This is a genomic window from Bradyrhizobium sp. JR3.5 (genome assembly GCF_054057015.1).
Map to the genome: position 1 here is coordinate 1,886,970 of NZ_JBSRYV010000002.1, position 23,635 is coordinate 1,910,604.

The following is a 23,635-nucleotide window of genomic DNA, read 5'->3' on the forward strand; positions in this document are numbered from 1 at the left end:
CGCAAAACCACATGCTGGATTATACGTCAATTGCGACGATCGGCTGCACTTGGAGCCGTACTTGGGGGTTCGCGTGCTGACATTCGAATGGATCATCGGCCTGCTGCTCGCGGCGGTGGCGCTGTCGGCGCTGGCGCGGCGGATCAAGGTGCCCTACCCCACCTTTCTTGCGCTCGGCGGCGTGCTGCTGACCCTGCTGCCGTGGGCGCCGACCTGGGCCCTCGAACCGAAACTGGCGCTGGCACTGTTCGTAGCACCAGTGCTGCTCGATGCGGCCTACGACACCTCGCTGCGCGATCTCCGCAACAACTGGCTGCCGGTCTCGACGCTGGTGGTGGTCGCGGTCGGCGTCACGACGGCAGCCGTCGCCGTGGTCGCGCACTGGCTGCGCCCGGACATGCCCTGGCCGGTCGCAATCGCGCTCGGTGCCATCGTGGCGCCACCGGACGCGGCTGCGGCCACCGCGATCCTGCGCCAGGTCAACCTGCCGTACCGGATCCAGAAGATCCTCGAAGGCGAAAGCCTGCTCAACGATGCCTCCGCGCTGTTGATCTATCGCGTCGCGGTCGGCCTGGTTGCCGCCGAGCACATGAAGATTCGCGAATTCGTGCCGTCGATCACGGTCGCGCTGGTCGGCAGCCTCGCCGCCGGCTACCTGTTCGCGCAGGTCTGGATGATGATCACGCGCCGCATCACGGAGGCGCCGAGCGCGATCATCACGCAATTCGGCGGCACCTTCATGGTGTGGATCGTCGCCGAGCATCTCGGCCTGTCCGGCATCCTGACGATCATCGCCTATGCGATCACCATCGCCCGCACCGCGCCGGCCCGCACCTCGGCGCGGCTGCGCGTATCGTCCTATGCGGTGTGGGAAACCGTCGTCTTCGTGCTCAACGTGCTCGCCTTCATGCTGATCGGCCTGCAACTGCGCCCGATCTGGTCCGAGCTCGACGACGAGGTGCGGTGGAAATATTGCAGCTTTGCCGCCGCGATCCTCGCCGTCGTGATCCTCGCCCGCATCCTCTGGGTGATGCCCTACGGCGCGCTGCTGCGCACGCTGAAGGCGCGCAATTGGCTTCCCGCCCATGTGATGGAGGCCGTGCCGACCCTGAAGCGCGGCTTCATCGTGTCGTGGTGCGGCATGCGCGGCATCGTTACGCTGGCGGCCGCGTTTGCGCTGCCCGAGTATTTCCCATATCGCGATCTGATCCTGCTGACGGCGTTTGCCGTGGTGCTGGGCTCGCTCGTGATCCAGGGACTGACCCTGCGGCCACTGATCCTGGCGTTGAATTTCGATGACGACGACCCGGTCGGGCGCGAGGCGGCCCATGCCCGCGGCGTGGTCTTTCGCGCAGCGCTCGAGGAAATCGACGCGGACCCGTCGGAAGAAGCCGAGATCCTCCGGCTCGAATACCGCGCCGTGCTGCTGCGCGCCGAGAATGACCCGGATGGCGGCCTGACCTCACGCGAGCTGCCGTCGGATCCGCTACGCCGCCGCGCCATCGCGGCCGCGCGTCAGGCGCTGCTCAATCTGCGGCGCACCGAGACCATCGGCGACGACGCGTTCCATCTGGTCGAGGAGGAGCTCGACCGCGCCGAGCTCAGCGTCGAGGCCTAGTTCCTTCAGCGACCTCTCAAGCGCCCGACTTCGAGGTAATGCCGCCGTCGACCACCAGCTCGATGCCGGTGACATATTTCGATTCGTCCGACGCCAGGAACAGCGCGGCATTGGCGACGTCCCAGGCGTCGCCCATGTGCCCCATCGGCACCTGCGCGTCGCGGGCGCGCCACATCGCCTCCACATCGCCCTTGGCATAACTCTGCGCCAGCCCCGCCGAATGTTCGACCATCGGCGTCTTCATCAACCCCGGCAGGATCGCGTTGACGCGCACATGTTTGGAGGCGAACTCGACCGCGGTCGAGCGCGTCATCTGGTTCATCGCCGCCTTGCTCGCATTGTAGCTGACATAGGAAATGCCGACATGGCGGATCGAGGCGATCGAGGAGATGTTGATGATCGAGCCGCCCCCCTGCTTGATCATCACCGGAATGACGTGCTTCATCGAGAGATAGGCGCTCTTGAGGTTGACCGCGAAGACGCGGTCCCAGTCGGCTTCCGCGACTTCGACCACGCTGCCGACCTCGGCGATGCCGACATTGTTGTCGAGCACGTCGATACGGCCGTAAGTCTTCAGGCAGGCCGCGACCATCGCCTCGACCTCGCTGGCGCGCGAGACATCAGCGGTGAATGCGGCCGCCTTGCCGCCCTCGCCGGTGATGATCTTGACCGTCTCCTCGGCCGCGGCGTCGTTGCGATCGACGCAGAACACGCTGGCGCCCTCGCGCGCGAAGGTGACGGCGGTCGCCTTGCCATTGCCCCAGCCGGGCCCGATCGAGCCCGCGCCGACCACCATCGAAACCTTGCCCTTGAGCCGATCCATCGTTTGTTCTCCCGTTTGTTGTTCTTGCAGCTTGACGTAATCCGTAGCCCGGATGAAGCGAAGCGCAGTCCGGGAACACTGGCCCCGGATTACGCTGGCGCTCCATCCGGGCTACGGAGCTACGGATCCTCGCAAACACTCATCGTTGTGACATTAGCACCGATCGGATGGCCGAAGATCTCCGATAGCTTCTGGCAGCTTCCCGCGTGGCACAGGTGCCATTCGCCCGCCGCGCCGGAATTGCCAAGCACGACCTCCGCCCTCGGCACAGGCGGCGGCGACCATTGAAACCAGCCGTCAGTGAGGCGCGCTTCCGGCGGCGGCTCCATTCCGGCGCCAGTGCCCTTGATGCGCGCCTGCTGCAGCGTCAGCCCGGCCGGCGTGACCAGCCAGTCCTCCTGCCACGCGGTCTTCTCGATCGAATGCGTCCAGGCGAGCGTGAAGGCCGCGATCGACAGCGCCTTCACGACACCCGCGGATGCAAGGCAGAGGCTCAAGCCGCCGCCACCGCATTGCGCGGGCGCTGACGCCATTGCCACAGCACGACAGCGGCGGCGAGCGTGAACCCCGCCGTATCCGAGAAGCGGAAATCGCCAAGCAGGCAGAGCGCGGCGCCGAAGGCGACCACGATCTCGATCAAGGTCAGCCGCGTGAACAGGAAGCCGATCGCGACGATGCCGAACAGGGCGATCGCCACCAGCGCCTTGAAGGTCGCCAGCGCCACCGCGCCGTAGAAGCCGAGCTGGGCGGCCATCGGATCATTGCCTTGCAGCATCAGTGCCGGCGAGTAGACGAAGATGAAGGGGATGACGTAGCCGGCAAGCGCGATCCGCATCGCCTCCCAGCCGATCTTGTCCGGATTCTCCTTGGCGATCGGCGCCGCCGCCAGCGCCGCGAGCGCGACCGGCGGCGAGAGGTCGGCCATGATGCCGTAGTAGAACGCAAACATGTGGCTTGCGATCAGCGGCACGCCGAGCTTGGCGAGCGCAGGCGCGGCGAGCGCCGCGGTGATGATGTAGGTCGGGATCGTCGGAATGCCGGTGCCGAGCAGGATCGACAGCAGCATGGTCATGATCAGCGCCAGGAACAGGCTCTTGGCGCCGAGCCCGATGATCCAGCTGCCGAAGATGGTGCCGACGCCGGTCTGCGTCATCATGCCGATGATGGTGCCGACGATGGCGCAGGCCATGCCGACGGTCAGCGCCGACTTGGCGCTGTCGGCAAGCGAGTCACGGCAGGCTCGGAGCGTTGCGCGACCTCCACGGGTGATCGCCGCAATCACGATCAATCCTGCGACGACGCTGGCGACCGGGACGATCTCGAGCCCGTGGCGCGAGACCGCGGCAACCACCAGCGCAAGGCCGATCCAGAAGATGTAGCGCACGACGGTGTTGGAGAAGCCGAGCGTGATGCTGGCGCCGAGGATCAGCGCGACCGTCAACGCAAGCCCCATGCTGCCGGCATAGAGCGGCGTGAAGCCCTCGAACAGCATGTAGACCAGCGCCGCGAGCGGCAAGACGAGATACCAGCGGGCGACCAGCGCCTTCCAGGCGCTCGGGATCTCCGAGCGCTTCATGCCGACAAGGCCATGCTTGCCGGCTTCCAGGTGCACCATCCAGAACGCCGAGGCGAAATACAGGATCGCCGGAATCACGGCAGCCTTGACGATCTCCGAATAGGGAACGCCAAGCGTCTCGGCCATGATGAAGGCGACCGCGCCCATCACCGGCGGCATGATCTGGCCGCCCATCGAGGCGGTGGCCTCGACGCCGGCGGCGAACGCGCGGCGATAGCCGAACTTGATCATCAAGGGAATCGTGAACTGGCCAACGGTTACGACGTTGGCGACGCCGGAGCCGGAAATCGTGCCCATCATGCCCGAGGCGAACACCGCGACCTTGGCCGGGCCGCCACGGGTGCGGCCGAACAGGCCGAGCGAGACGTCGGTGAACAGCTGGATCATGCCGGCACGCTCGAGGAATGAGCCGAACAGGATGAACAGGAAGATGTAGGTGGCCGAGACATAGATCGGCACGCCGTAGAAGCCTTCGGTGCCGAACGAGAGATGGGTGACGATCTGGTCGAAGTCATAGCCGCGATGGTTGAACGGCGACGGCAGATATTGTCCGAAGAACCAGTAGAGCAGACAGGCGCCGCACATCAGCGGCAGCGCCGCTCCCATCAGCCGCCGCGTGCCCTCGAAGATCAGGATCGCGAGCAGCGTGCCGACCGCAAGGTCCATATTGGTCGGGTCGCCGTCGCGGGCGATCAGGTCGGCATAGAAGATCCACTGATAGAGCCCGCAGAGGAAACCGGCGGCGCCGACGATCCAGCTCACCGCACGGCCGAAATCGGTCCTGGCGGTAAAGTTGCCGATCAGGCCGAAGGTCAAGAGGATCAGGAAGCCGACATGGACGCCGCGTACCACCTGGCTCGGCAAATAATTGAAGGCCGCGACATAGAGCTGGAACACCGCAAAGGCGAGACCGATGGCATAGGCCAGATGGCCCCAGGCGCCCGGACCGAAGCCTTCCGGAAAGCCGTGCTCGAAATTGTCGAATTCAACCTTGATGGGCTGCTCGCCCGCAACCTGCTGCTGCATATGATTAGTCCCCCGCCGTGCCCGCGACGCTTATAGCATTTGGGCCGCCGCCCAATACGTCATGGCCGGGCTTGTCCCGGCCATCCACGTCTTTGAGCGACCGTTGCCCAAGAACGTGGATACCCGGGACATCTGCGCGAAGACGCGCTTCGCGCTTTCGCCCCGGGCATGACGGCGAATATGTCTTTCGAGCCCTACTTGATCAGGCCCTTTTCCTTGTAATAGCGGATCGCGCCGGGATGCAGCGGCACCGGGCTGCCGGTCGCGGCGGCCGCGAGCTTGATCTCCTTGCCCGCGGCGTGGGCATTGGCGAGTTCCGGCAGCGATTCGTAGACCAGCTTGGTCATCTGATAGGCCAGATCGTCCGACACCGCGCTCGAGGTGACGAGGTAGTTCACGACCGCCGCGGTCGGCACGTCCTTGTCCTGGCCGGTATAGGTGTTGGCCGGAATGATCACGGAGACGAAGGGCGGGCCGATCTTGTCGACGGTCTCCTTCGGCACGGCGACCACGGTGATCTCGCTGGAGGTCGAGAGGTCCTTCAGCGAGGCGACGCCGAGGCCGGCAGATTGCAGCGTGGCGTTGAGCTGGCGGTTCTTCATCAGGTCGACCGATTCGGCGAACGGCAGATACTCGACCTTGCCGAGATCCTTGTAGCTCATGCCGGCGGCCGCGAGGATCGCGCGCGAGTTGAGCTCGGTGCCGGACTTCGGCGCGCCGACCGACAGGCTCTTGCCCTTGAGATCGGCGAGCGTCTTGATGCCGCTTTCGGCGGTGGCGACGATCTGGATGTAATTCGGATAGATCGCGCCGATGGTGCGCAGCTTGTCGAGCTTGTTCTTGAAGCCGGCCTCGGCGTCGCCTTCCCAGGCGGCCTTCAGCGAATCGCCGAGCGTGAAGGCGATCTCGCCGCGGCCCTGCTGCAGCAGCACTAGGTTCTCCACCGAGGCCTTTGTCGCCTGCACCTGAGTCTTCACATCAGGGATCTTGTCGCCGTAAATCTTCCCGATCGCGACGCCGAGCGGATAGTAGACGCCCGAGGTGCCGCCGGTGAGCACGTTAATGAACTGCTGGGCCTGTGCGACAGGCGCGGACAAAACACTGGCGGCCACGATCGCGGCGGCCATCAACCTTGAATTCATGAGTATTATTCTCCCCTAAGCCGGGCCGGAAATTGGCCGCACGCCCCTGCCAGGTCAACCCATCCAAATGACGCATGCAGGGCCGAAATCCCTGATAGCAGCGCCACTTTACCTGCACGGGAACTCTGCGCGCGCCGCCGGGTTGAGATGCGCAATCTCGCCGCGAGGTATCACTTGCAGCCGTCCGGGACGCCCGTTGAGCGCGCGCTTGATGCGTTGAACTTCTTCCTCGCCGACGTGCGGGACGGGCTCGGCCCTTATCTGGCGATCTACCTTCTGACCGAACGGAGGTGGGACGAGGCTTCGATCGGGTCGGTGATGTCGATCGCGGCGATCGCCGGGATCGTCGCCCAGACACCGGCCGGCGCCCTGATCGACCGCAGCCGCGCCAAGCGCGCGTTGATGATCGCAGCCGCGCTCGCCGTGACCGCCGCCTGCCTGCTGCTGCCGCTGCTCGACCGGTTCGCGCTGGTCGCCGCGACCCAGGCGCTTGCGGCCGCATCGGGCTCGGTGTTCGCGCCGGCGATCGCCGCGGTGACGCTCGGCATTGTCGGCCCCAGGGCATTCGCGGCGCGGACCGGCCGCAACGAGGCCTTCAATCATGCCGGCAACGCGGTGGCTGCGGCGATCGCCGGCGGCACCGCCTACTGGTTCGGTCCCGTCGTCGTATTCTGGTTGCTCGCGGCAATGGCGCTCGCCAGCGTCGCCGCGACGCTCTCGATCCCACCCGCGGCGATCGATCATCAGATCGCGCGCGGGCTCGACGATAGCGCGGAGGAGCATGGCACGCTGCATGACCGACCATCCGGCTTTCGCGTGCTGCTGACCTGCAAGCCGCTGCTGATCTTCGCGGCCGCGACCGTGATCTTTCATTTTGCCAATGCCGCGATGCTGCCGCTGGTCGGACAGAAGCTCGCACTGGTCAACCGCAACCTTGGCACATCGCTGATGTCGGTCTGCATCATCGCGGCGCAACTGGTGATGGTGCCGGTTGCGATGCTGGTCGGACGCAAGGCCGACGTCTGGGGCCGCAAGCCGATCTTTGCTATGGCGCTCGCGGTGCTGGCTGTTCGCGGCGCGCTCTATCCGTTGTCGGACAACCCGTACTGGCTGGTATCGGTGCAATTGCTCGACGGCATCGGCGCTGGAATCTTCGGCGCGCTGTTCCCGCTCGTCGTCGCCGATCTCACGCACGGCACCGGACATTTCAACGTCAGCCAGGGCGCGATCGCCACCGCAACCGGCATCGGCGGCGCGCTGAGCACGGCGGTCGCCGGGTTCATCATCGTCCACGCCGGCTACGGCGCCGCCTTTCTGTTCCTTGCGGCCGTCGCTTGTGCCGGGCTGATCGGCTACTGCGCGTTGATGCCGGAGACGTTGCGAGCGCCAACGACGACATCACGCACGACTGCATTGGCATCACAGAACGGATGATCTGATTCGCGGTTGGTGCTCGGCGGCAACTCGATTTGATGTCCGACAATGGTGCAATTCCGCTTCGGCATCGACCCGACACCACAGTCATTAACGTCGTCTCGCGATGACACACGCGCACAATGTTTCCGGTGCGGTGCAAAGTCAGACACGATTACTCTCATGAACGCCAGATGACGCATTTGTTGCGCATGTAACCGCGGCAAGACGCGGCGATTCCGGGATCATTTGAGTCGAATTGAATCTTTTAAGGTTAGCGAACCAATCAATGTATGAACCAGAAATTTCCATGATTGCCGCCGCTCATGGATGTACGAGTCAGGCCGGGGTAATTACGGATAAGGCGGGGCATGAACCACATCAGTCACATCGGACAAACGCGAGCCGGCTGGTTCGGACATCGCAAGCTGACCCCACGCGCATGCATTGCGGACAGCAAAAAACACCTTCGGACCTTCCTCGCGGAGGCGCTGGAAGACCTCGGCTTCATCACCAGTGAATGTGGCCAGGCTTTGGAACTCGACACCGTGCTGGACGCGGAACGGCCCGATCTTCTGGTGCTCGGCGTGTCCGTGGACGGCATCGAAGTCAGTAAAATTCTCGAGACTTTGGTGAGAAAGGACTACGGCGGCAAGGTCCTCGTCATCGGCCAGCCGGACTCCATCATCGTAAAAGCGGTTCGGCAGATCGGCGATGAGTACGGCATCGCCATGCTGCCGGCCCTCTCCACCCCGTTCAGCGCCGGAACCCTTCGTGACAGTCTTGCGTCATTGATGCCGCTCGAGCCCGCACCGAGCCCGGCAGTGGATGTGCCCGAAGCGCTGAAGGCCGGCTGGCTTGAGCTGTGGTATCAGCAGAAAATTCATCTCCGGACATTGGTTCCGAGCGGCGCCGAGGCGCTGATCCGGATGCGCCATCCCGCATGGGGCGTCGTGCCGCCTGCCTACTTCATCCCCGACGAAAGCGACCCGCATTTTCATGCGCTGTCCGAGTTCGTGATCGAGCGCGCCATCGAAGACTGGCGCTATCTGCTCGAACAGATCGGACCGGTCGATCTCTCGATCAACCTGCCGATCTCGTTTCTCGCCGACGATGCTGCGGTGCGCGAGCTTTGCTACCGGATTCCGGATCATGCCGCCTTCGCCGGCCTGCTGATCGAGATCGACAGCGCCGAGGTGGTCGACAATCTCGATTTGGCGATCGATGTCGCCCGGCGCGTTCGCCTGCACAATATCGGCATCTCGATCGACAATGTCGGCGCGAACTGGCCATCCTTGCTGGGATTGCCGAACTTTCCGTTCGTCCAGCTGAAGGTCGACCATCAATACGTCACCGGTTGCGCGGATCAGCGCCTGAAGCAGACGGTGTGCCGGCGTATCGTCGAGCTCGCACACGACGCGGGCGCGCAGGTTATTGCGCAGGGGGTCGAGACGCGCGCGGACTTTCTTGCCGCGCACGAGATGGATTTCGATCAGGTCCAGGGCTACCTGTTCGGCAAGCCGATGGGCGTCAAGAAGTTCGCCCGCTCGCGCATGCACTTCTCGGAGAAACAGCCGGCGTCCTGAGGCATGCCCTTCGGTCAGGCTCGAGCGTTGTGATCGATCGCGCGCAGCGCTTCGCCGCGCGCGATCAGGCGCTTTGCGTTGGAATAGGTCGGGACTTCCAGCAGCGAGCCGTCAAGTTCGACGCGCCCAAGGCCCTGTGCCCGCGCCGCTTCGAACGCCGCGACGATCCTGGCCGCCTGCTGCAACTCATCATCGCTCGGCGTGAGGACGCCGTTGACGATGGCGGCATGCGCAGGATCGACCAGGCTCTTTGCAGTGTAGCCCAGCCGTCGCGCCCAGATCGTGTCGCGTTCGACGCCGGCGACGTCGCTCCAGGTGTAGGGACAGTCGACCGCGACGACATTGGCGGCGCGACATTCGACGATGAAGCGCTGCCGCGCGTAAGCGAGCTCCAGGCCATCGCTGCCGCGCTCGGCGCCGAGATCGGCGGCGAGGTCTTCGGAGGCCATCAGGCAACCGATGGTGCGCCGGCTCGCCGCAGCGATCGCGCCGGTCTGCACCAGGCCGCGCGCGAACTCGATGTTCGGCAACAGCGACGTCGATCCCTCGGCGATGCCATAGTCGCGCTCGAACCGCGTCACCGCCTCGTCGAGTCTCGCGACATGATGCGGCTCGGCGACCTTCGGCAGCGCGACGATGTCAGGATGGCCGCGCATCACGGCGGCAAGATCGTCCATGCCGTCCTGGTCCAACGGATTGACGCGGACCGCGACCACCACGCCCTGGTCACGCCAGGCCGCGTAGAGCTCGGCCGCCAGCGCCCGCGCCCTCGGGCGCAGCGGCGGCGGGGTAAAGTCCTCGAGCTCGTGGATCAGCACATCGGCGCCGCAGGCGGCCGCGCTCTGCAGGATCGCCTCGTTGGCGCCTTCGAGAAACAGCCAGGAGCGGCACAGCGGGGCCGGGCGCAGCTTGCGCATCACGCCGCCCGCACCGCCGTCACTGAAACGTCATGTCGAGGCATTTCGAGATGTCGGAGCCGAGACCGGACGAGATGGTGATGCAGCCGCGGATCTTCTGGGTGTTGGTGTCGCTGGCCCAGATCGCATAGCCGCCCGGACCGAAGAACGAATTGGTGTTCGGCGGCTCGGTCTCGGTGGCGTCGAACGTGTAATTGCCGTCGGTCTCGAAGATGCGCGGCTTCTTGGTGCAGCCGCCGTCGGCCTGCACGTTGATGACCTCCTTGTTATCCCGCGTCAGCGCCAGCGAGACCTGGCAGCGGAAGTATTCGGAGGTCTTGGCGTTGAACAGATAGGCGTAGGACTTGCAGGTCGACGTGTTGAGCTTGCCGGCCGACAGGCCGCGGCTGCAGGAGATCCGCTGGTTGTTGGAGAGCTTGAACTCGTCCGCCTGCGCGACTGACGCCAGCGCCATGAACGACAGAGCGACACCGATACCGATCTTCATGACGTGGTTCATCCCGATCATCCCCAGGTAGTGTTTCCGGCAATCGAAGCGTTTGTAAACGGTAACGCGAAGATAGTCGCCAAGCTTGATGCGGGAAATCACAAAGTCGCTGATGGACGATAGCGGTCGCGCCGATTGTCGTATTGACGCGCAAATGCCGTTCGTGATTTGTTCAGAAACGTGGGGACGACGCCGTTTTTCTCGGCCGGAGGTGGATCATGACGCATTTTTTGACCAAGACCTTTGTTGCGACTGCGGCGTTTGCCGCGCTGACGACATGCGCATTCGCGCAGGAGGCTGCGCCCTGGGAGCTGAAGACCGACATGGGCTACGCCTATGACAAGGGAGGCAAGACCTGGGCCTACAAGATGGGGACCAACAATGCCAACACGCTGCTGAAGGGCGCCAAGAAGGTGCCGAAGGGGACGCTGTTCTTCATCGGCCACAACGGCCAGCTCTACATGCGCTCCGGGCCCTATCTCGAGGGCGACGGCAAGTTCATGTTCGGCTCGAATTAGAGCGTTTTCGAGCGAAGTGGACGCCGGTACGCGTGAAGAAAACGCGTCGAGAGAAGGGTCTAGAGCTTCGGTTCTGATTCAACCAGAACCGAAGCTCTGACGTCTTCAGCAGACCTCAGAACGCCGCGGCCAATTCCCTGGCACCGGGCTTGTTGCTGTTGAAATCCATCCGCTCGTTGGTGATGGCGAGCAGCTTGGCCACGGTGTTGTGACGGATCGCGACCGGATTGCGTTCGTAGCCGGAGCGCTGGAAGAAATTCGTGGTCGGCACCTGCTCGCGCATCGCCTGCGGCATGGTGACCATGTCGAGCCCGGTGCCGTCGCCGGTCAGGTTCATCATCTCGAGCTCGGCCGCGGTCAGCGGTCTTGTGTAGCCCTTGTTGCGGGCGAAGATCACCGAGGTCAGCAGCTTGTGGGTCTGCAGCATCGGGCCGATATCGATGTCGAGCACCATGGCGTGACACGCCCAACCCTGCGGCGTATCGGCGAGGCGCTGATGCGCCGACCAATCGTCGGGTACGGTCCGCGTGAACGCGACCATCTTCTTCAGCACCGCGAGCTTGTGCTCCATGGCCTTGCGCGCCGGCCCCTGCGTCGCCGCCACCCGCGCGGTCAGATCCCGTACGAATTCATGGCCCTGCTCGGCCAGGAGCTCGACGGTGTTGGTGGTGAGCAGCTGGTTGTAGCCCATCGCGGTGGAGATCGCGCGCTTGCCGCCGTGCTCAATGCCCGCCTGCACGTCGTAATTGCCGGTCCCGCCGGTCTCGAACGAATAGACCCGCACCGCCTGCTCCGGCGTCAGCCCCGCCGCGCGCGCGTAGCGGGCATAGGCACGCTTGAACTCGACCTCGCTCGACGGCCGCTGCGGCGTGAACTGGAACTGCTCGGCCGCCGCCCGGACGAGATCCGAGACCACCGGGATGGTTTTGGCCGGACGCGGCGGCTTGCCGCCCTCTTCTTCCGGCGCCGGGTTGACCGGCCGCTTCGGGCCCTCATAGACCGGCGGCTGCTGCAGCACGTAATCGTCCAGCGAGATCTGCACGCGGTCGCGGCGCTTGGCGTTGCGGCCACGCCGCTTGTCGGCGATCGCACTCCAATAGGCGTTGGCGTCCTGCTCGAAGGCATCGCGCGCCTCCTGATATTCCTGTAGCTTGCGGCGATATTCCATGATCGCCTGCGGCGAGGCCTGCGCCATCGCATTGGCGACGGACGGCGGCAACGCATCGGCCTCGCCGGCCAGTACGGGCGGCGCGCCGGCGGCGAGCGCGAGCGCGACAAATCCAGGAACGAAGCGAATCAATTGCGGGCGCATGACCTCGTTGTAGCAAGCGCCGCCACGAAGTCAGCCCGGAAATGTCCGGAGCGCAAGCGGCCGGATGCCGCGATCACGTCCAGAATTTTCGCCACAATGCGGTGTTCTCCGAAGAAACACCGTGGAGATCGCGATGAGAATGGCACTCTGGCTCGCCGCCGCTGGCGCGTTGACGCTCGCCGCACCCGCGCGCGCCGAACGTCCGGATTGCGGATCGTTTCCGGATACCCGTTCACGGTTCTCTTGTTACGAGAATGTGTCGCGGGCGCCGCCGGAACCCGGGACCGCAACGCATCCGCCTGTTGCGCAAGACAAGGCAATGAAGATGAACGCCCGCAGACGCCGTCACAAATAGCCGCATCGTTGCGACCTACTTCCACGCGAACACCGGCTGCTCGAGATCGGCGACGCGGGTGTTGCGTCCGGCGAGCACCTCGCGGAATTGATAGATCAGCGCGGCGGTCGGCGCATGGATCTGCTGACCACCGAGCCGAAAGCGGATCACGCGCCGCGAGCTCTCCGGAATCGTGACGAAGGTGAATGCATCGTCGAGCTCGACCGCATCGAGACCGATGCGATGCACGGACGCGACCTCGTCCGGGTTCGGCGTGATTGCCGCCTGCGCACCGGCCCAGACCACGACCGGCGTGATCAGATAGCCGGACCGTGTCGGATAGTCGTCGAGCATGCCGAGCACGTCGCATTCGGACAGCGCCAGCCCAAGCTCCTCGTGCAGTTCGCGCAGCGCAGCCTGGGGCCGTGTCTCACCGGCATCGCAGCGTCCACCCGGCAGCGCCCATTGCGCGCTGTGGGCGCGCAAGCGCGCGCTGCGGCGGGTCAGCAGGAAGGCCGTGCCGTTGCCGTCATCACTCTCGGTCAGCGCGATCGCGACCGCCGCGCGCTTCAGCGTCGGCGCCGCATCCGCCGGCGCGAGGCGCGCGAATGCGGCGCAGAGCTCTGCGATATTCCGCCGGGTGGCATCGTCAAATGTGCGGGCCATGGAGCTTGACTACAACACAACAGCGTTTGATGAAATGAGCGGAACGACATGCCTCCTGCGATCAATCATTTGCAAGCAAGGGATCCCTCCTCATGACGGCCAAGGCCGCGGACAAACTCAAATCCGACGGCTGGAAGATCGCCGACACCACGGGTTTCCTGACGCTGATCGGCCCGTTGTGGGAGCGGTTGAAGGACGGCGCGCTTGAGCTCGCGCTGATCACCGAGGACAAGCACCACAACCGCCGCGGCCTGGTGCAGGGCGGCGTGATCATGACCTTTGCCGACCGCGCCTGCGGCATGGCCGCGCGCTTCGTCTCGGGCAAGCCGACGCTTGCGACGGTACAGCTCGACACCCATTTCGTCGAGGCCGGCAAGATCGGCGAGATCCTGACGACGCGTCCGCGCGTGGTGCGCTCGACCCGCAGCCTGATCTTCATCACGGCCGAGGTGACCGTCGACAAGCGCTGCATCGCGATGGCCAGCGGCGTGTTCAAGATCTTGAAGACCGACAGCTAGGGAGCCTACCCGATGCAATATCGCCAGCTCGGCCGTAGCGGCCTGAAGGTTTCGCCGATCTGCCTCGGCACCATGATGTTCGGCGGGCCGACCGACGAGGCGACCTCGTCGCGGATCGTGGCGAAGGCGCGCGAGGCCGGCATCAATTTCATCGACAGCGCCGACGCCTATAATGGCGGCAAGTCCGAGGAGGTCGTCGGCCGCGCGATCTCGAACAGCCGGTCGAACTGGGTGCTCGCGACCAAGCTCGCCAATCCGATCGGCGACGATCCGAACCATCGCGGGCTGTCGCGGCGCTGGGTGTTCCAGGCCGCAGACGAGAGCCTGAAGCGGCTCGGCACCGACTTCATCGACGTCTACTACCTGCACAAGGAAGACCACGCGACGCCGCTCGACGAGACGGTGCGTGCGATGGGCGACCTGATCCGCGCCGGCAAGGTGCGCTATTTCGGCGTCTCCAACTACCGCGCCTGGCGCGTCGCCGAGATCTGCAACATCTGCGACCGGCTCGGCATCGACCGTCCCGTCGCGAGCCAGCCCTATTACAATGCGATGAACCGGATGCCGGAGGTCGAGCATTTCCCGGCCTGCGCCTACTACGGCCTCGGCATCGTACCCTACAGCCCGCTGGCGCGCGGCGTGCTGACCGGCAAATACGCACCCGATGCCGCGCCGCCTGCCGACACCCGCGCCGGCCGCAACGACAAGCGCATGATGCAGACCGAGTGGCGGCCGGAATCGCTGCAGCTCGCGCAGGAGATCAAGCGCCACGCCGAGAGCCGCGGCATCACCGCCGGGCAGTTCGCGGTGTCCTGGGTGCTGAACTCGTCGTTCGTCAGCGCGGTCATCGCAGGCCCGCGCACCGAAGCGCAGTGGGACGATTACATCCGCGCGCCTGATTATCACTTCACCGCCGAGGACGAAGCCCTGATCGATCGCCTCGTCGTCGCCGGCCATCCCTCGACACCGGGCTTCAACGATCCCGCCTATCCGATCGAAGGGCGCCGGGCGCGGACCGGATAGCGTCCAGCCTTCGGCGCTCCCCTCGGCTACGCCGAAGTCACGTTTCGTAGCTTCCGAATTGCCCAAGCGCCACACAGGCTGCACCATCAGCGCATGGAAATGCTGATGCTGGTGCTGCAATGACGGCATCCAATGTACTGGACTGGATCGTGGCTCTCCTGGTGTGCTGGGCGAGCCTGACCGCAATCCTCGAGCCTTCGCGCGGGGCCTCGCAGTGCGATGCTCCCATCGTGACGAGCAGCGCGCTGCAATCGCCACCGGCGATTCCGACGCAGGCGGAGTTCGAGGAGATGATCCGGGACATGAAGCTGCACGACTGAGCAAAGCTGCGGAAAGCCTTTCGTCTTCCAAATTGCATCCCCCAAATGAAACAGGGCGGCGCCGAAGCGCCGCCCTGTCGCTGATTGCCGTGACGTACCGGTCGCTTACTCGTCCAATTTACTTGGCGAGATCGAAGCGATCGGCGTTCATCACCTTGGCCCAGGCCGCGACGAAGTCGTTCACGAACTGCTCCTTGGCATCCGACGAGCCGTAGACCTCGGCGAACGCGCGCAGCTGCGAGTGCGAGCCGAAGATCAGGTCGACGCGGGTGCCGGTCCACTTCACCGCCTTGGTCTTGCGGTCGCGGCCTTCATAGACGCCCTGGCCGGCATCGCTCCACACCGTGCCCATGTCGAGCAGGTTGAGGAAGAAGTCGTTGGTCAGCGTCCCCGGCTTGCCGGTGAAGACGCCGTGCTTCGACTTCTTGGCATTGGCGCCGAGAACGCGCAGGCCGCCGACGAGGACCGTCAATTCCGGTCCGGTCAGCCGCAGGAGCTGCGCACGGTCGACCAATGCCTCCTCGGGCTGCAGGAACTGATGCTTGCCGCTGACGTAGTTGCGAAAGCCGTCAGCCCGCGGCTCGAGCGGAGCGAACGATTCGACGTCGGTCTGATCCTGCGTCGCGTCGGTGCGGCCCGGCGTGAAGGGGACCTTCACATGGGTGCCGCCGTCCCTCGCCGCCTTTCTCGATCGCGGCCGCGCCGCCGAGCACGATCAGGTCGGCGAGCGAGACCTTCTTGCCGAACTCCTTCTGGATGGCTTCGAGCTTGGCCAGCACACCCTTGAGCTGGGCCGGCTCGTTGACATCCCAGTCCTTCTGCGGAGCAAGGCGGATGCGCGCGCCGTTGGCGCCGCCGCGCTTGTCGGAGCCGCGGAACGTGGAGGCCGAGGCCCAGGCGGTCGACACCAGTTCGGACACCGAGAGGCCCGAAGCGAGGATCTTCGCCTTGAGCGCCTCGATATCCTTGTCGTCGATCACGGCGTGATCGAGCGCCGGAACCGGGTCCTGCCAGATCAACGTCTCCTTCGGCACCAGCGGGCCGAGGTAGCGCGCGATCGGACCCATGTCGCGATGCGTGAGCTTGAACCAGGCGCGGGCGAAGGCGTCCGCGAACTGATCCGGATGCTCGTAGAACCGGCGCGAGATCTTCTCATAGGCCGGGTCGAAGCGCAGCGACAGGTCGGTGGTCAGCATGGTCGGGACATGCTTCTTCGACGAATCGAACGCGTCCGGAATGACGGCGTCCGCGCCCTTTGCCTTCCACTGCTTCGCACCGGCCGGGCTCTTCGTCAGCTCCCATTCGTACTTGAACAGGTTCTCGAAGAAGTGGTTGCTCCACTTGGTCGGGGTCTGGGTCCAGGTCACCTCGGGACCGCCGGTGATCGCGTCGGCGCCGACGCCGGTGCCGAACTTGCTCTTCCACCCCAAGCCCTGATCCTCGATCGCGCTGCCTTCCGGCTCCGGCCCGATCAGCGACGGATCGCCCGCACCGTGGGTCTTGCCGAAGGTGTGGCCACCGGCGATCAGCGCAACCGTCTCCTCGTCGTTCATCGCCATGCGGAAGAACGTCTCGCGGATGTCCTTGGCCGCTGCAACCGGGTCCGGATTGCCGTTCGGGCCTTCCGGGTTGACGTAGATCAGGCCCATTTGCACCGCGCCGAGCGGCTCGGAGAGCTGACGCTCGCCGCTGTAGCGCTCGTCGCCGAGCCAGGTGCCTTCCGGACCCCAGTACAGTTCTTCCGGCTCCCACACGTCGGCGCGGCCGCCGGCAAAACCGAACGTCTTGAAGCCCATCGATTCCAGCGCGACGTTGCCGGCGAGGACCATCAGGTCGGCCCAGGAGATCTTGCGGCCGTATTTCTGCTTGATCGGCCACAGCAGCCGGCGCGCTTTGTCCAGATTGGCGTTGTCGGGCCAGCTGTTGAGCGGGGCGAAACGCTGCTGACCGGCACCGGCGCCGCCGCGGCCGTCGGTGATGCGATAGGTTCCCGCCGAGTGCCAGGCCATGCGGATCATCAGGCCGCCGTAATGGCCGAAGTCTGCCGGCCACCATTCCTGCGACGTCGTCATCAGGGCCGAGAGGTCCTTGATCACGGCGTTGAGATCGAGGGACTTGAATTCCTTGGCGTAGTCGAAGCCCTTGCCCATCGGATCGGACAGGTTGGAATTGTGATGCAGTACCTGAACGTCGAGCGTCTCCGGCCACCAGTCGCGATTCGCGTGCCCGCGGGGCCCGCCCGTGAATGGGCATTTGCCCGCGCCGTCGTCGGTTTTTGCGTCCATGTTTCTTCTCCGAGGTGATGGATTCTGGAATGCGCTGGAGCTCTTCCAAGAACGATTCTACGCGCCCCAATCCATCAGGTGAAATTGACTTTAGTGATCGCGTCGATAAGATAATCTGATGATAAATGTCACACTCCGGCAACTGAGGTATTTCGATGCGCTGGCGCAGCACGGGCATTTCGGGCGCGCCGCGGATGCCTGCGCGGTGTCGCAGCCGGCGCTGTCGATGCAGATCCGCGAGTTGGAACGAGCGGTCGGCGGCGTGCTGATCGAACGCAATGCCCGGCAGGTCACCCTGACGACCTTCGGCGAGGACCTGCTGCATCGCGTGCGCGACATCCTGCGCTCGGTCGACGAGCTCGGCGACTTCGCGCGCGCCTCGCGCGACAAGCTCGCCGGCCCGGCTGCGCGTCGGCATGATCCCGACCATTGCGCCATATCTGCTGCCGCGGGTGATCGAGACGTTGGCGCGGCTGCACCCCGAGCTCGACATCCATGTCCGCGAGACGCTGACGCCGAAGCTGATCAAGGCAGTCGCCGAGGGCCGGCTCGACACCGCGATCGTGGCGCTGCCGGTGCATGAACCGTCGCTGACCGAGGTCGCGCTGTTCTCCGAGAATTTCTTGCTGGTGCGGCCGGGCGAGGATGCCAAGACGCCGGTGCCGAGCGCCGAAATGCTGCGCGAGATGCGGCTGTTGCTGCTCGAGGAGGGCCATTGCTTCCGCGACCAGGCGCTGTCGTTCTGCAACATGCAATCGTCGTCGCCGCCGCGCGAGGTGCTGGATGCGAGCTCACTATCGACATTGGTGCAGATGGTCGGCGCCGGCATCGGCGTCACCCTGATCCCCGAGATGGCGGTGACCGTGGAGACGCGTTCCGCGCCGGTGACGGTCTCGCGCTTCAAGAACCCGCAGCCGTCGCGCACCATCGGCATGGTCTGGCGCAAAACCAGCCCGCTCGCCGCGCAGCTGCAGCAGATCGCCGAAGTGGTGAGCCTCGCCGCCCGGGAGTTGCGTGCGCCGAAGCAGGATGGGTTGAAGGACACGAAGCGGGCGGGGCGACGCAAGGTGGCGTGACGGCTCACGCGGCGCGGCGGAGATGCAGTTCTCGTTTGACGCACACATCGCGCCACACGCACACCCGTCGTCCTGGCTTTCGCCAGGACGACGATGAGGAAGGTTCTCGATTCAAGATCTCAAACATCGCGATGTCATCACGCGCGCATGCGGGTGATCCAGCATGCCAGAGACGCCAGTGCTTGAGCCGAGGCGTACTGGATCGCCCGGACGAAGCGAACGCGACGCGGGGCTAGTTCTCACCTCACCGTCATTTCGGGGCGCGCCTCTTGGCGCGAGCCCTCAGGTGCGCAATTGCGCACCGGAGAATGACGGGGCGCAGAACTCTCGGCTCACTCCCCCAGATACTTCTTCATCTCTGCAATCAATCCGTCGCGCAGCTCAGGACGCTTGAGGCCGAAGGCGATGTTGGCGCGGAGGAAGCCGGGCTTGGAGCCGCAATCGTGGCGCTCGCCCTCGAACTCGACGCCGTAGAACTTCTGCGTCTTGGCAAGCCCGATCATCGCGTCGGTGAGCTGGATCTCGCCGCCGGCGCCACGCTCCTGCGTGGCCAGGATGTTGAAGATCTCCGGCTGCAGGATATAGCGGCCGGTGATCGATAGATTCGACGGCGCGGTGCCCTTCGGCGGCTTCTCGACCATGCCGTCGACCTCGAAGATGTTGCCGGTGCGTTTGCCGACGCCGCAGATGCCGTATTGATGGGTGAGCTCGTCGGGCACCGCCTCGACCGCGATCACGTTCGACTTCTCGCCAAGCTTGTTGGCGGCGTCGATCATCTGCTTCAGGCAGCCCGGCGTGTTCAGCACCAGCTCGTCCGGCAGCACCACCGCGAACGGCTCGTTGCCGACGATGTCGCGCGCGCACCACACCGCGTGGCCGAGCCCCAGCGGCGATTGCTGCCGGGTGAAGCTCATCGCGCCGGCTTCCGGCTGGTTCTGCGCCAGGATGTCCTGCTCGGTCTTTTTGCCGCGTTGCGCGAGCGTAGTGTCGAGTTCGAACATGCGGTCGAAGTGATCCTCGATAACGCCCTTGTTGCGGCCGGTGACGAACACGAAGTGCTCGATGCCGGCTTCACGGGCCTCGTCGACCACATACTGGATCAGGGGCTTGTCGACGATCGTCAGCATCTCTTTCGGCATCGCCTTGGTAGCGGGCAGCACGCGGGTACCGAGACCGGCGACGGGAAAGACGGCTTTGCGGATCTTCATGGGATTATCGGAAGCCTTGAAACGGGTGGGACGGCGGCGCGAAATGTAATCGCTTCTTCGTACCCGTTTTGCAGCCGAGAACAAAGGCGGATGTGTGATGCGCACGGATCCGTCTTTTTTCCACCCATGCGTTTGGCTTACCGAGGCATCCCGACGGCCCGCACATTGGCGCGCGACGGCGCTGACGTGCCGTGAGACGCAGCCGTCGCGTTGGCAGATGACGCGATCCAGCGGCGATATTTGCGGGTGAGCAACGCCGTGCGCAACTGGGCGAGAACCAACGCCTTCAGCGGCGAAACGTTCGGATTGGCCGTGCCGCCCCGGCTCAACCGCCGCAGCTGGAATTTCACGACCGCCATGGCAGCAAGCGAGGCCATCGGCTTGCTCCTCCAGCGGATGGGCGCGACTTCTGGCCGCAGATCCTCACCCCTGCGCCAGGCGTTCGGCAAATCCGGCCTGATGGCGAGCGCGGTGCCGATGCCTGCGATAGCGACGCCGCTATCGAGCACCTGCTGCACGATGCCGATGCGGCGAATGCCGCCGGTGACCATGACCGGCATCCTGGCGACCCCGGCGATATCTTGCGCGAAGTCGAGGAAATAGGCCTCGCGCGCCAGCGTGCGGCCATCGCGTGCATCGCCCTGCATCGCCGGCGCCTCGTAGCTGCCGCCCGACAGTTCCACCAGATCCACGGGCAATTCATTCAGCATCTCGACGACGGTCTTCGCATCGGCTGCATCGAATCCGCCGCGCTGGAAATCGGCCGAGTTCAATTTGACCGCGACCGAGAAGCCCGGCGCCACCGCCGCACGGACTGCCTTGACGGTTTCGATCAACAGACGCGCCCGGTTTTGCAGCGAGCCGCCCCAGCGGTCAGTGCGCCGGTTGCTCAAGGGCGACAGGAACTGGCTGATCAGATAGCCGTGCGCCGCATGGATCTGCACGCCGGAGAAGCCGGCTTGCTCTGCGAGTTTCGCGGCCGTGACGAAGCGCGCGATCACCTCGTCGATGTCGTGCTCGGTCATCGCTTTGGGCATCGCAAACAGGTTCGAATGCTTGCCGAGATCGAGCGGCACCGCCGATGGCGCCAGCGTCTGCTGGCCCATGTTTTTCATCATCTGCCGGCCCGGATGATTGAGCTGCAACCAGACTTGCGCGCCCCTGGAGCGGCCAATCCGCGCCCAGTTCCGAAAGGCTTCAAGCGGCGTGCCGTCCTCCAGCACGACGCCACCCGGTCCGGTCATGGTGCGGCGATCGATCATGACGTTGCCGGTGATGATGAGACCGGCGCCGCCGTCGGCCCAGGCCTGATAGAGGCGCAGCAGCTCGGCCGACGGGAAATGCCCGGCGTCGGCCATGTTCTCCTCCATCGCCGCCTTGGCGATGCGGTTGGGAACGGTGCTTCCGTTGGGCAGAGTGAGGGAGTCGAACGGCGACATGAGCCAGGTTCCTTAATCGAGTTCCTTGTTGATCTGCGCGCACCCTAACCTTAAAGTAAACTTTAAGGTCAAGCAGCGAGGAGCACGGCAGTGAAGATCGGAGAACTGGCTCGGGAGTCGGGCCTCGCGCCGTCGCGCATCCGCTTCTATGAGCGAGAGGGTCTGATCGGGTCGATCGATCGCGGCCTGAATGGCTATCGGCAGTATTCGCGCGGAACCCGGCAGATCCTCGAGATCATCGTAATGGCTCAGCAGGCTGGATTTTCGCTCGACGAGATCCGAAACCTGCTGCCGCCGCACGGCAAGGGAGACTGGAGCCGCGACACGCTGGTGGCCGCGCTCAAGGCCAAGGTGGTCGAGGTCGCAGCCTTGCAGCGGCGATTGTCCGAAACCCAGGCTGGGCTCGAGGCCGTGATCGCCCGGATCGAAGCCGCGCCGCCGGGCGGCGACTGCTTCGAGAACGCCGAAGCCGTCCTGGCTGGTCTCAGGGAACAGGCCAAAGCCGGTTGACGACGCCGGACAATTTGTCCCGGTCAATCCATCACGCGCGATTTCGTCACGCCCCAAATGCTGCGCTTTGTTAAGCTATTGGAAACCGTGACGGGGCCTTCTGGGACGGCACGATTTTGACAGGCACACGACACATGCGCGCGACCGGAACAACAAGGACCAGGCTTTGCAGCGCGAGCCTGATCGCGCTGGCCCTGCTGATGCCCGGCAGCACGCAAGCGCAATCGGCCGGCAACGGCCTGACCAACCTCATCGACAGCATCTTCTCCCCGAACGCCGCGACGCCGCCGCAGGCCGCAACCGGACAGGACGGCGCAGCGCCGCCCTGGAGCGGGGAAGACGGCGCCTCCGGCCATCCCTTGATGACGGCAGCCGCGATCCGTCAGGCCGCATCCGACTTCCCGAACTGTATTGCGGCGATGTGGCCGGATGCGGCGCGACGCAACATCACCCAGCAGAACTTCGAGCGCTTCACCGCGGGCCTGCAGCCCGATCTGCGCATCATGGATCTCCTGGATTCGCAGCCGGAATTCACCAAGGCGATCTGGGACTATCTCGACATCCTCGTCAGCGACACCAGGCTCGCCAAGGGCCGCGAGATCCTCGCCAAATACAAGCCGCAGTTCGACGCAACCGAGAAGGCCTATGGCGTCGATCGCTACATCATCGCGGCGATCTGGGGCATCGAGTCGAACTACTCGACCCAGATGGGCGATCGCAGCGTGGTGCAGTCGACCGCGACGCTCGCCTGCATCGGCCGCCGCCAGGCCTATTTCAAGGACGAATTCCTGTCGGCGCTGGAGATTCTCAACCGCGGCGATCTCAGGCCCGAACAGATGCGCGGCTCCTGGGCCGGCGCGTTCGGCCCGACCCAGTTCATGCCGACCGCATTCAAGCGCTACGCCGTCGACGGCGACGGCGACGGCCGCCGCGACGTCGTCGACAATCCGAGCGACCTGATCGCCTCGACCGCCAACAATCTGAAGAAGGACGGCTGGCAGACCGGCGCGAGCTGGGGGTACGAGGTGGTGCTGCCGCAGGGCCTGAATTACATGCTGGCCGACCGCGCCAAGGCGATGCCGCTGTCGCAATGGGAGCAGCTCGGCGTCAAGCGGCCGGGCGGCCAGCCGTTTCCGCGGCCGTCCGACAAGGCCTATCTGCTGGCGCCCGCCGGTGCCGAGGGCCCGGGCTTCCTGATGCTGCAGAATTTCCGGGTGATCATGAAGTACAACCCGGCCGAGGCCTATGCGCTCGCGATCGGCCATTTCGCCGATCGGCTGCGCGGCGGCCAGCCCTTCGTGCAGCCCTGGCCGCGCCAGGAACGGGTGCTGTCACGCGCCGAGCGGCTGGAACTGCAGCAGCTGCTGGCCCAGCGCGGCTTCTACAAGGGCACACCCGACGGCCAGTTCGGCGGCCAGACCCGTGAGGCGCTGCGCGGCTTCCAGGTCTCGATCGGGGCGCCGGCCGACGGTTTTGCCACCTCCGAGGTGCTGGAGCGGCTGCGGGGGCGATAGGGCCGAGGCCACGACCTCCCTCCACCTCTCCCGCTTGCGGGGGAGGTCGGATTGCATCGGAGATGCAATCCGGGTGGTGGCTCTCTCCGCATAATGATCAGCCCCATCGCGGCAACACCCGCACCCCAACCCTCCCCCGCAAGAGGGAGTCCGGTTCCGATGCGGCAGCCGTTGAGCCCCTCCCCCAAAACTAACCGTGAAATCCGATATTTGCCCGGCGCCTTGACGGCGACCGGAGGCACCCGATTTATGGTGGAAAAGCTGCCCGCTTGCGGCCCGATTCCGCTAATATGCTCACGTACTTCCTGATCATTGCGACGAACT

19 protein-coding genes and 2 pseudogenes are annotated in these 23,635 nt (G+C 65.0%); 10 read left to right on the forward strand and 11 right to left on the reverse strand.

Annotated features, from left to right (window positions below; genetic code table 11):
* Positions 1-73: 73 nt before the first annotated feature.
* Positions 74-1,618 carry a cation:proton antiporter gene (locus ACVWW1_RS25880; RefSeq protein ID WP_456657880.1) on the forward strand — a complete coding sequence of 515 codons (1,545 nt, stop codon included), beginning with the start codon at positions 74-76 and terminating at the stop codon, positions 1,616-1,618.
* Positions 1,619-1,634: 16 nt separating this feature from the next.
* Here ACVWW1_RS25880 and ACVWW1_RS25885 read toward each other — a convergent pair whose 3' ends face one another.
* From ACVWW1_RS25885 to ACVWW1_RS25900, 4 genes are all read right to left on the reverse strand, one after another.
* The gene (locus ACVWW1_RS25885) at positions 1,635-2,441 is read right to left on the reverse strand and encodes an SDR family NAD(P)-dependent oxidoreductase (RefSeq protein WP_456657881.1); all 807 of its coding nucleotides are present in this window, start codon (positions 2,439-2,441) and stop codon (positions 1,635-1,637) included.
* Between the two features lie 119 nt (positions 2,442-2,560).
* Complete coding sequence (locus ACVWW1_RS25890; protein ID WP_456657882.1) at positions 2,561-2,974, reverse strand: DUF1850 domain-containing protein; 414 nt, start codon at positions 2,972-2,974, stop codon at positions 2,561-2,563.
* Entirely contained in the window at positions 2,935-5,043 is a 2,109-nt protein-coding gene (locus tag ACVWW1_RS25895) for a TRAP transporter permease (RefSeq protein WP_456657883.1), read from the reverse strand. The genes ACVWW1_RS25890 and ACVWW1_RS25895 overlap by 40 nt, the downstream gene beginning before the upstream one ends.
* Positions 5,044-5,237: 194 nt before the next feature.
* Positions 5,238-6,185, reverse strand: coding sequence for a TAXI family TRAP transporter solute-binding subunit (locus ACVWW1_RS25900; RefSeq protein ID WP_456657884.1), 948 nt, complete (start codon positions 6,183-6,185; stop codon positions 5,238-5,240).
* Between the two features lie 147 nt (positions 6,186-6,332).
* Here ACVWW1_RS25900 and ACVWW1_RS25905 point away from each other — a divergent pair, with 147 nt between their 5' ends.
* Together ACVWW1_RS25905 and ACVWW1_RS25910 are read left to right on the forward strand one after the other, a co-directional pair.
* Positions 6,333-7,619, forward strand: a complete 1,287-nt coding sequence (locus ACVWW1_RS25905) for an MFS transporter (protein ID WP_456657885.1) — start codon at positions 6,333-6,335, stop codon at positions 7,617-7,619.
* Positions 7,620-7,969: 350 nt separating this feature from the next.
* Positions 7,970-9,184, forward strand: coding sequence for an EAL domain-containing protein (locus tag ACVWW1_RS25910; RefSeq protein ID WP_456657886.1), 1,215 nt, complete (start codon positions 7,970-7,972; stop codon positions 9,182-9,184).
* Positions 9,185-9,198: 14 nt separating this feature from the next.
* On the opposite strand, the gene ACVWW1_RS25915 is transcribed toward ACVWW1_RS25910, so the two are convergent.
* The gene (locus tag ACVWW1_RS25915) at positions 9,199-10,101 is read right to left on the reverse strand and encodes an HpcH/HpaI aldolase/citrate lyase family protein (RefSeq protein WP_456657887.1); all 903 of its coding nucleotides are present in this window, start codon (positions 10,099-10,101) and stop codon (positions 9,199-9,201) included.
* Positions 10,102-10,120: 19 nt separating this feature from the next.
* Positions 10,121-10,600, reverse strand: a complete 480-nt coding sequence (locus tag ACVWW1_RS25920; RefSeq protein ID WP_092126210.1) for a hypothetical protein — start codon at positions 10,598-10,600, stop codon at positions 10,121-10,123.
* Positions 10,601-10,806: 206 nt separating this feature from the next.
* Here ACVWW1_RS25920 and ACVWW1_RS25925 point away from each other — a divergent pair, with 206 nt between their 5' ends.
* Entirely contained in the window at positions 10,807-11,106 is a 300-nt protein-coding gene (locus ACVWW1_RS25925) for a hypothetical protein (RefSeq protein WP_456657888.1), read from the forward strand.
* A 115-nt stretch (positions 11,107-11,221) separates the two neighbouring features.
* Here ACVWW1_RS25925 and ACVWW1_RS25930 read toward each other — a convergent pair whose 3' ends face one another.
* Together ACVWW1_RS25930 and ACVWW1_RS25935 are read right to left on the reverse strand one after the other, a co-directional pair.
* A complete protein-coding gene (locus ACVWW1_RS25930; RefSeq protein ID WP_456657889.1) occupies positions 11,222-12,418 on the reverse strand; it encodes a hypothetical protein in 1,197 nt (398 codons plus the stop codon).
* A 370-nt stretch (positions 12,419-12,788) separates the two neighbouring features.
* Entirely contained in the window at positions 12,789-13,418 is a 630-nt protein-coding gene (locus ACVWW1_RS25935; RefSeq protein ID WP_456657890.1) for an NUDIX hydrolase, read from the reverse strand.
* Between the two features lie 92 nt (positions 13,419-13,510).
* Here ACVWW1_RS25935 and ACVWW1_RS25940 point away from each other — a divergent pair, with 92 nt between their 5' ends.
* The 3 genes from ACVWW1_RS25940 to ACVWW1_RS25950 all read left to right on the forward strand — a co-directional run bounded on the left by ACVWW1_RS25940 (position 13,511) and on the right by ACVWW1_RS25950 (position 15,279).
* A complete protein-coding gene (locus ACVWW1_RS25940) occupies positions 13,511-13,936 on the forward strand; it encodes a PaaI family thioesterase (protein ID WP_176528937.1) in 426 nt (141 codons plus the stop codon).
* 12 nt (positions 13,937-13,948) lie between these two features.
* A complete protein-coding gene (locus ACVWW1_RS25945) occupies positions 13,949-14,959 on the forward strand; it encodes an aldo/keto reductase (protein WP_456657891.1) in 1,011 nt (336 codons plus the stop codon).
* A gap of 119 nt (positions 14,960-15,078) precedes the next feature.
* Positions 15,079-15,279, forward strand: coding sequence for a hypothetical protein (locus tag ACVWW1_RS25950; protein ID WP_456657892.1), 201 nt, complete (start codon positions 15,079-15,081; stop codon positions 15,277-15,279).
* Positions 15,280-15,397: 118 nt separating this feature from the next.
* Here the strand turns inward: ACVWW1_RS25950 and katG are convergent.
* Positions 15,398-17,564, reverse strand: a pseudogene (gene katG, locus ACVWW1_RS25955) (catalase/peroxidase HPI).
* Positions 17,565-17,682: 118 nt separating this feature from the next.
* Here katG and ACVWW1_RS25960 point away from each other — a divergent pair.
* A pseudogene (locus ACVWW1_RS25960) lies at positions 17,683-18,640 on the forward strand (LysR substrate-binding domain-containing protein).
* Positions 18,641-18,972: 332 nt separating this feature from the next.
* Here ACVWW1_RS25960 and galU read toward each other — a convergent pair.
* Both galU and ACVWW1_RS25970 read right to left on the reverse strand, forming a co-directional pair.
* On the reverse strand, positions 18,973-19,848 hold the full coding sequence (gene galU / locus ACVWW1_RS25965) for a UTP--glucose-1-phosphate uridylyltransferase GalU (protein ID WP_456657893.1): 876 nt from the start codon (positions 19,846-19,848) through the stop codon (positions 18,973-18,975).
* A gap of 137 nt (positions 19,849-19,985) precedes the next feature.
* Complete coding sequence (locus ACVWW1_RS25970; protein WP_456657894.1) at positions 19,986-21,287, reverse strand: NADH:flavin oxidoreductase/NADH oxidase family protein; 1,302 nt, start codon at positions 21,285-21,287, stop codon at positions 19,986-19,988.
* 90 nt (positions 21,288-21,377) lie between these two features.
* Here ACVWW1_RS25970 and ACVWW1_RS25975 point away from each other — a divergent pair, with 90 nt between their 5' ends.
* Both ACVWW1_RS25975 and ACVWW1_RS25980 read left to right on the forward strand, forming a co-directional pair.
* Positions 21,378-21,797, forward strand: a complete 420-nt coding sequence (locus tag ACVWW1_RS25975; RefSeq protein ID WP_456657895.1) for a MerR family transcriptional regulator — start codon at positions 21,378-21,380, stop codon at positions 21,795-21,797.
* A 134-nt stretch (positions 21,798-21,931) separates the two neighbouring features.
* Positions 21,932-23,311: a lytic murein transglycosylase gene (locus ACVWW1_RS25980; RefSeq protein WP_456657896.1), complete on the forward strand. Its 1,380-nt coding sequence runs from the start codon at positions 21,932-21,934 to the stop codon at positions 23,309-23,311.
* Positions 23,312-23,635: the final 324 nt, after the last annotated feature.

Excerpts from the sequence above, each read along its gene's own strand:
- ACVWW1_RS25885 (WP_456657881.1), bottom strand. The coding sequence starts at position 2,441 with ATGGATCGGCTCAAGGGCAAGGTTTCGATGGTGGTCGGCGCGGGCTCG.
- ACVWW1_RS25890 (WP_456657882.1), bottom strand. The coding sequence starts at position 2,974 with ATGGCGTCAGCGCCCGCGCAATGCGGTGGCGGCGGCTTGAGCCTCTGC.
- ACVWW1_RS25895 (WP_456657883.1), bottom strand. The coding sequence starts at position 5,043 with ATGCAGCAGCAGGTTGCGGGCGAGCAGCCCATCAAGGTTGAATTCGAC.
- ACVWW1_RS25900 (WP_456657884.1), bottom strand. The coding sequence starts at position 6,185 with ATGAATTCAAGGTTGATGGCCGCCGCGATCGTGGCCGCCAGTGTTTTG.
- ACVWW1_RS25905 (WP_456657885.1), top strand. The coding sequence starts at position 6,333 with ATGCGCAATCTCGCCGCGAGGTATCACTTGCAGCCGTCCGGGACGCCC.
- ACVWW1_RS25910 (WP_456657886.1), top strand. The coding sequence starts at position 7,970 with ATGAACCACATCAGTCACATCGGACAAACGCGAGCCGGCTGGTTCGGA.
- ACVWW1_RS25915 (WP_456657887.1), bottom strand. The coding sequence starts at position 10,101 with ATGCGCAAGCTGCGCCCGGCCCCGCTGTGCCGCTCCTGGCTGTTTCTC.
- ACVWW1_RS25920 (WP_092126210.1), bottom strand. The coding sequence starts at position 10,600 with ATGAACCACGTCATGAAGATCGGTATCGGTGTCGCTCTGTCGTTCATG.
- ACVWW1_RS25925 (WP_456657888.1), top strand. The coding sequence starts at position 10,807 with ATGACGCATTTTTTGACCAAGACCTTTGTTGCGACTGCGGCGTTTGCC.
- ACVWW1_RS25930 (WP_456657889.1), bottom strand. The coding sequence starts at position 12,418 with ATGCGCCCGCAATTGATTCGCTTCGTTCCTGGATTTGTCGCGCTCGCG.
- ACVWW1_RS25935 (WP_456657890.1), bottom strand. The coding sequence starts at position 13,418 with ATGGCCCGCACATTTGACGATGCCACCCGGCGGAATATCGCAGAGCTC.
- ACVWW1_RS25940 (WP_176528937.1), top strand. The coding sequence starts at position 13,511 with ATGACGGCCAAGGCCGCGGACAAACTCAAATCCGACGGCTGGAAGATC.
- ACVWW1_RS25945 (WP_456657891.1), top strand. The coding sequence starts at position 13,949 with ATGCAATATCGCCAGCTCGGCCGTAGCGGCCTGAAGGTTTCGCCGATC.
- ACVWW1_RS25950 (WP_456657892.1), top strand. The coding sequence starts at position 15,079 with ATGACGGCATCCAATGTACTGGACTGGATCGTGGCTCTCCTGGTGTGC.
- galU (WP_456657893.1), bottom strand. The coding sequence starts at position 19,848 with ATGAAGATCCGCAAAGCCGTCTTTCCCGTCGCCGGTCTCGGTACCCGC.
- ACVWW1_RS25970 (WP_456657894.1), bottom strand. The coding sequence starts at position 21,287 with ATGTCGCCGTTCGACTCCCTCACTCTGCCCAACGGAAGCACCGTTCCC.
- ACVWW1_RS25980 (WP_456657896.1), top strand. The coding sequence starts at position 21,932 with ATGCGCGCGACCGGAACAACAAGGACCAGGCTTTGCAGCGCGAGCCTG.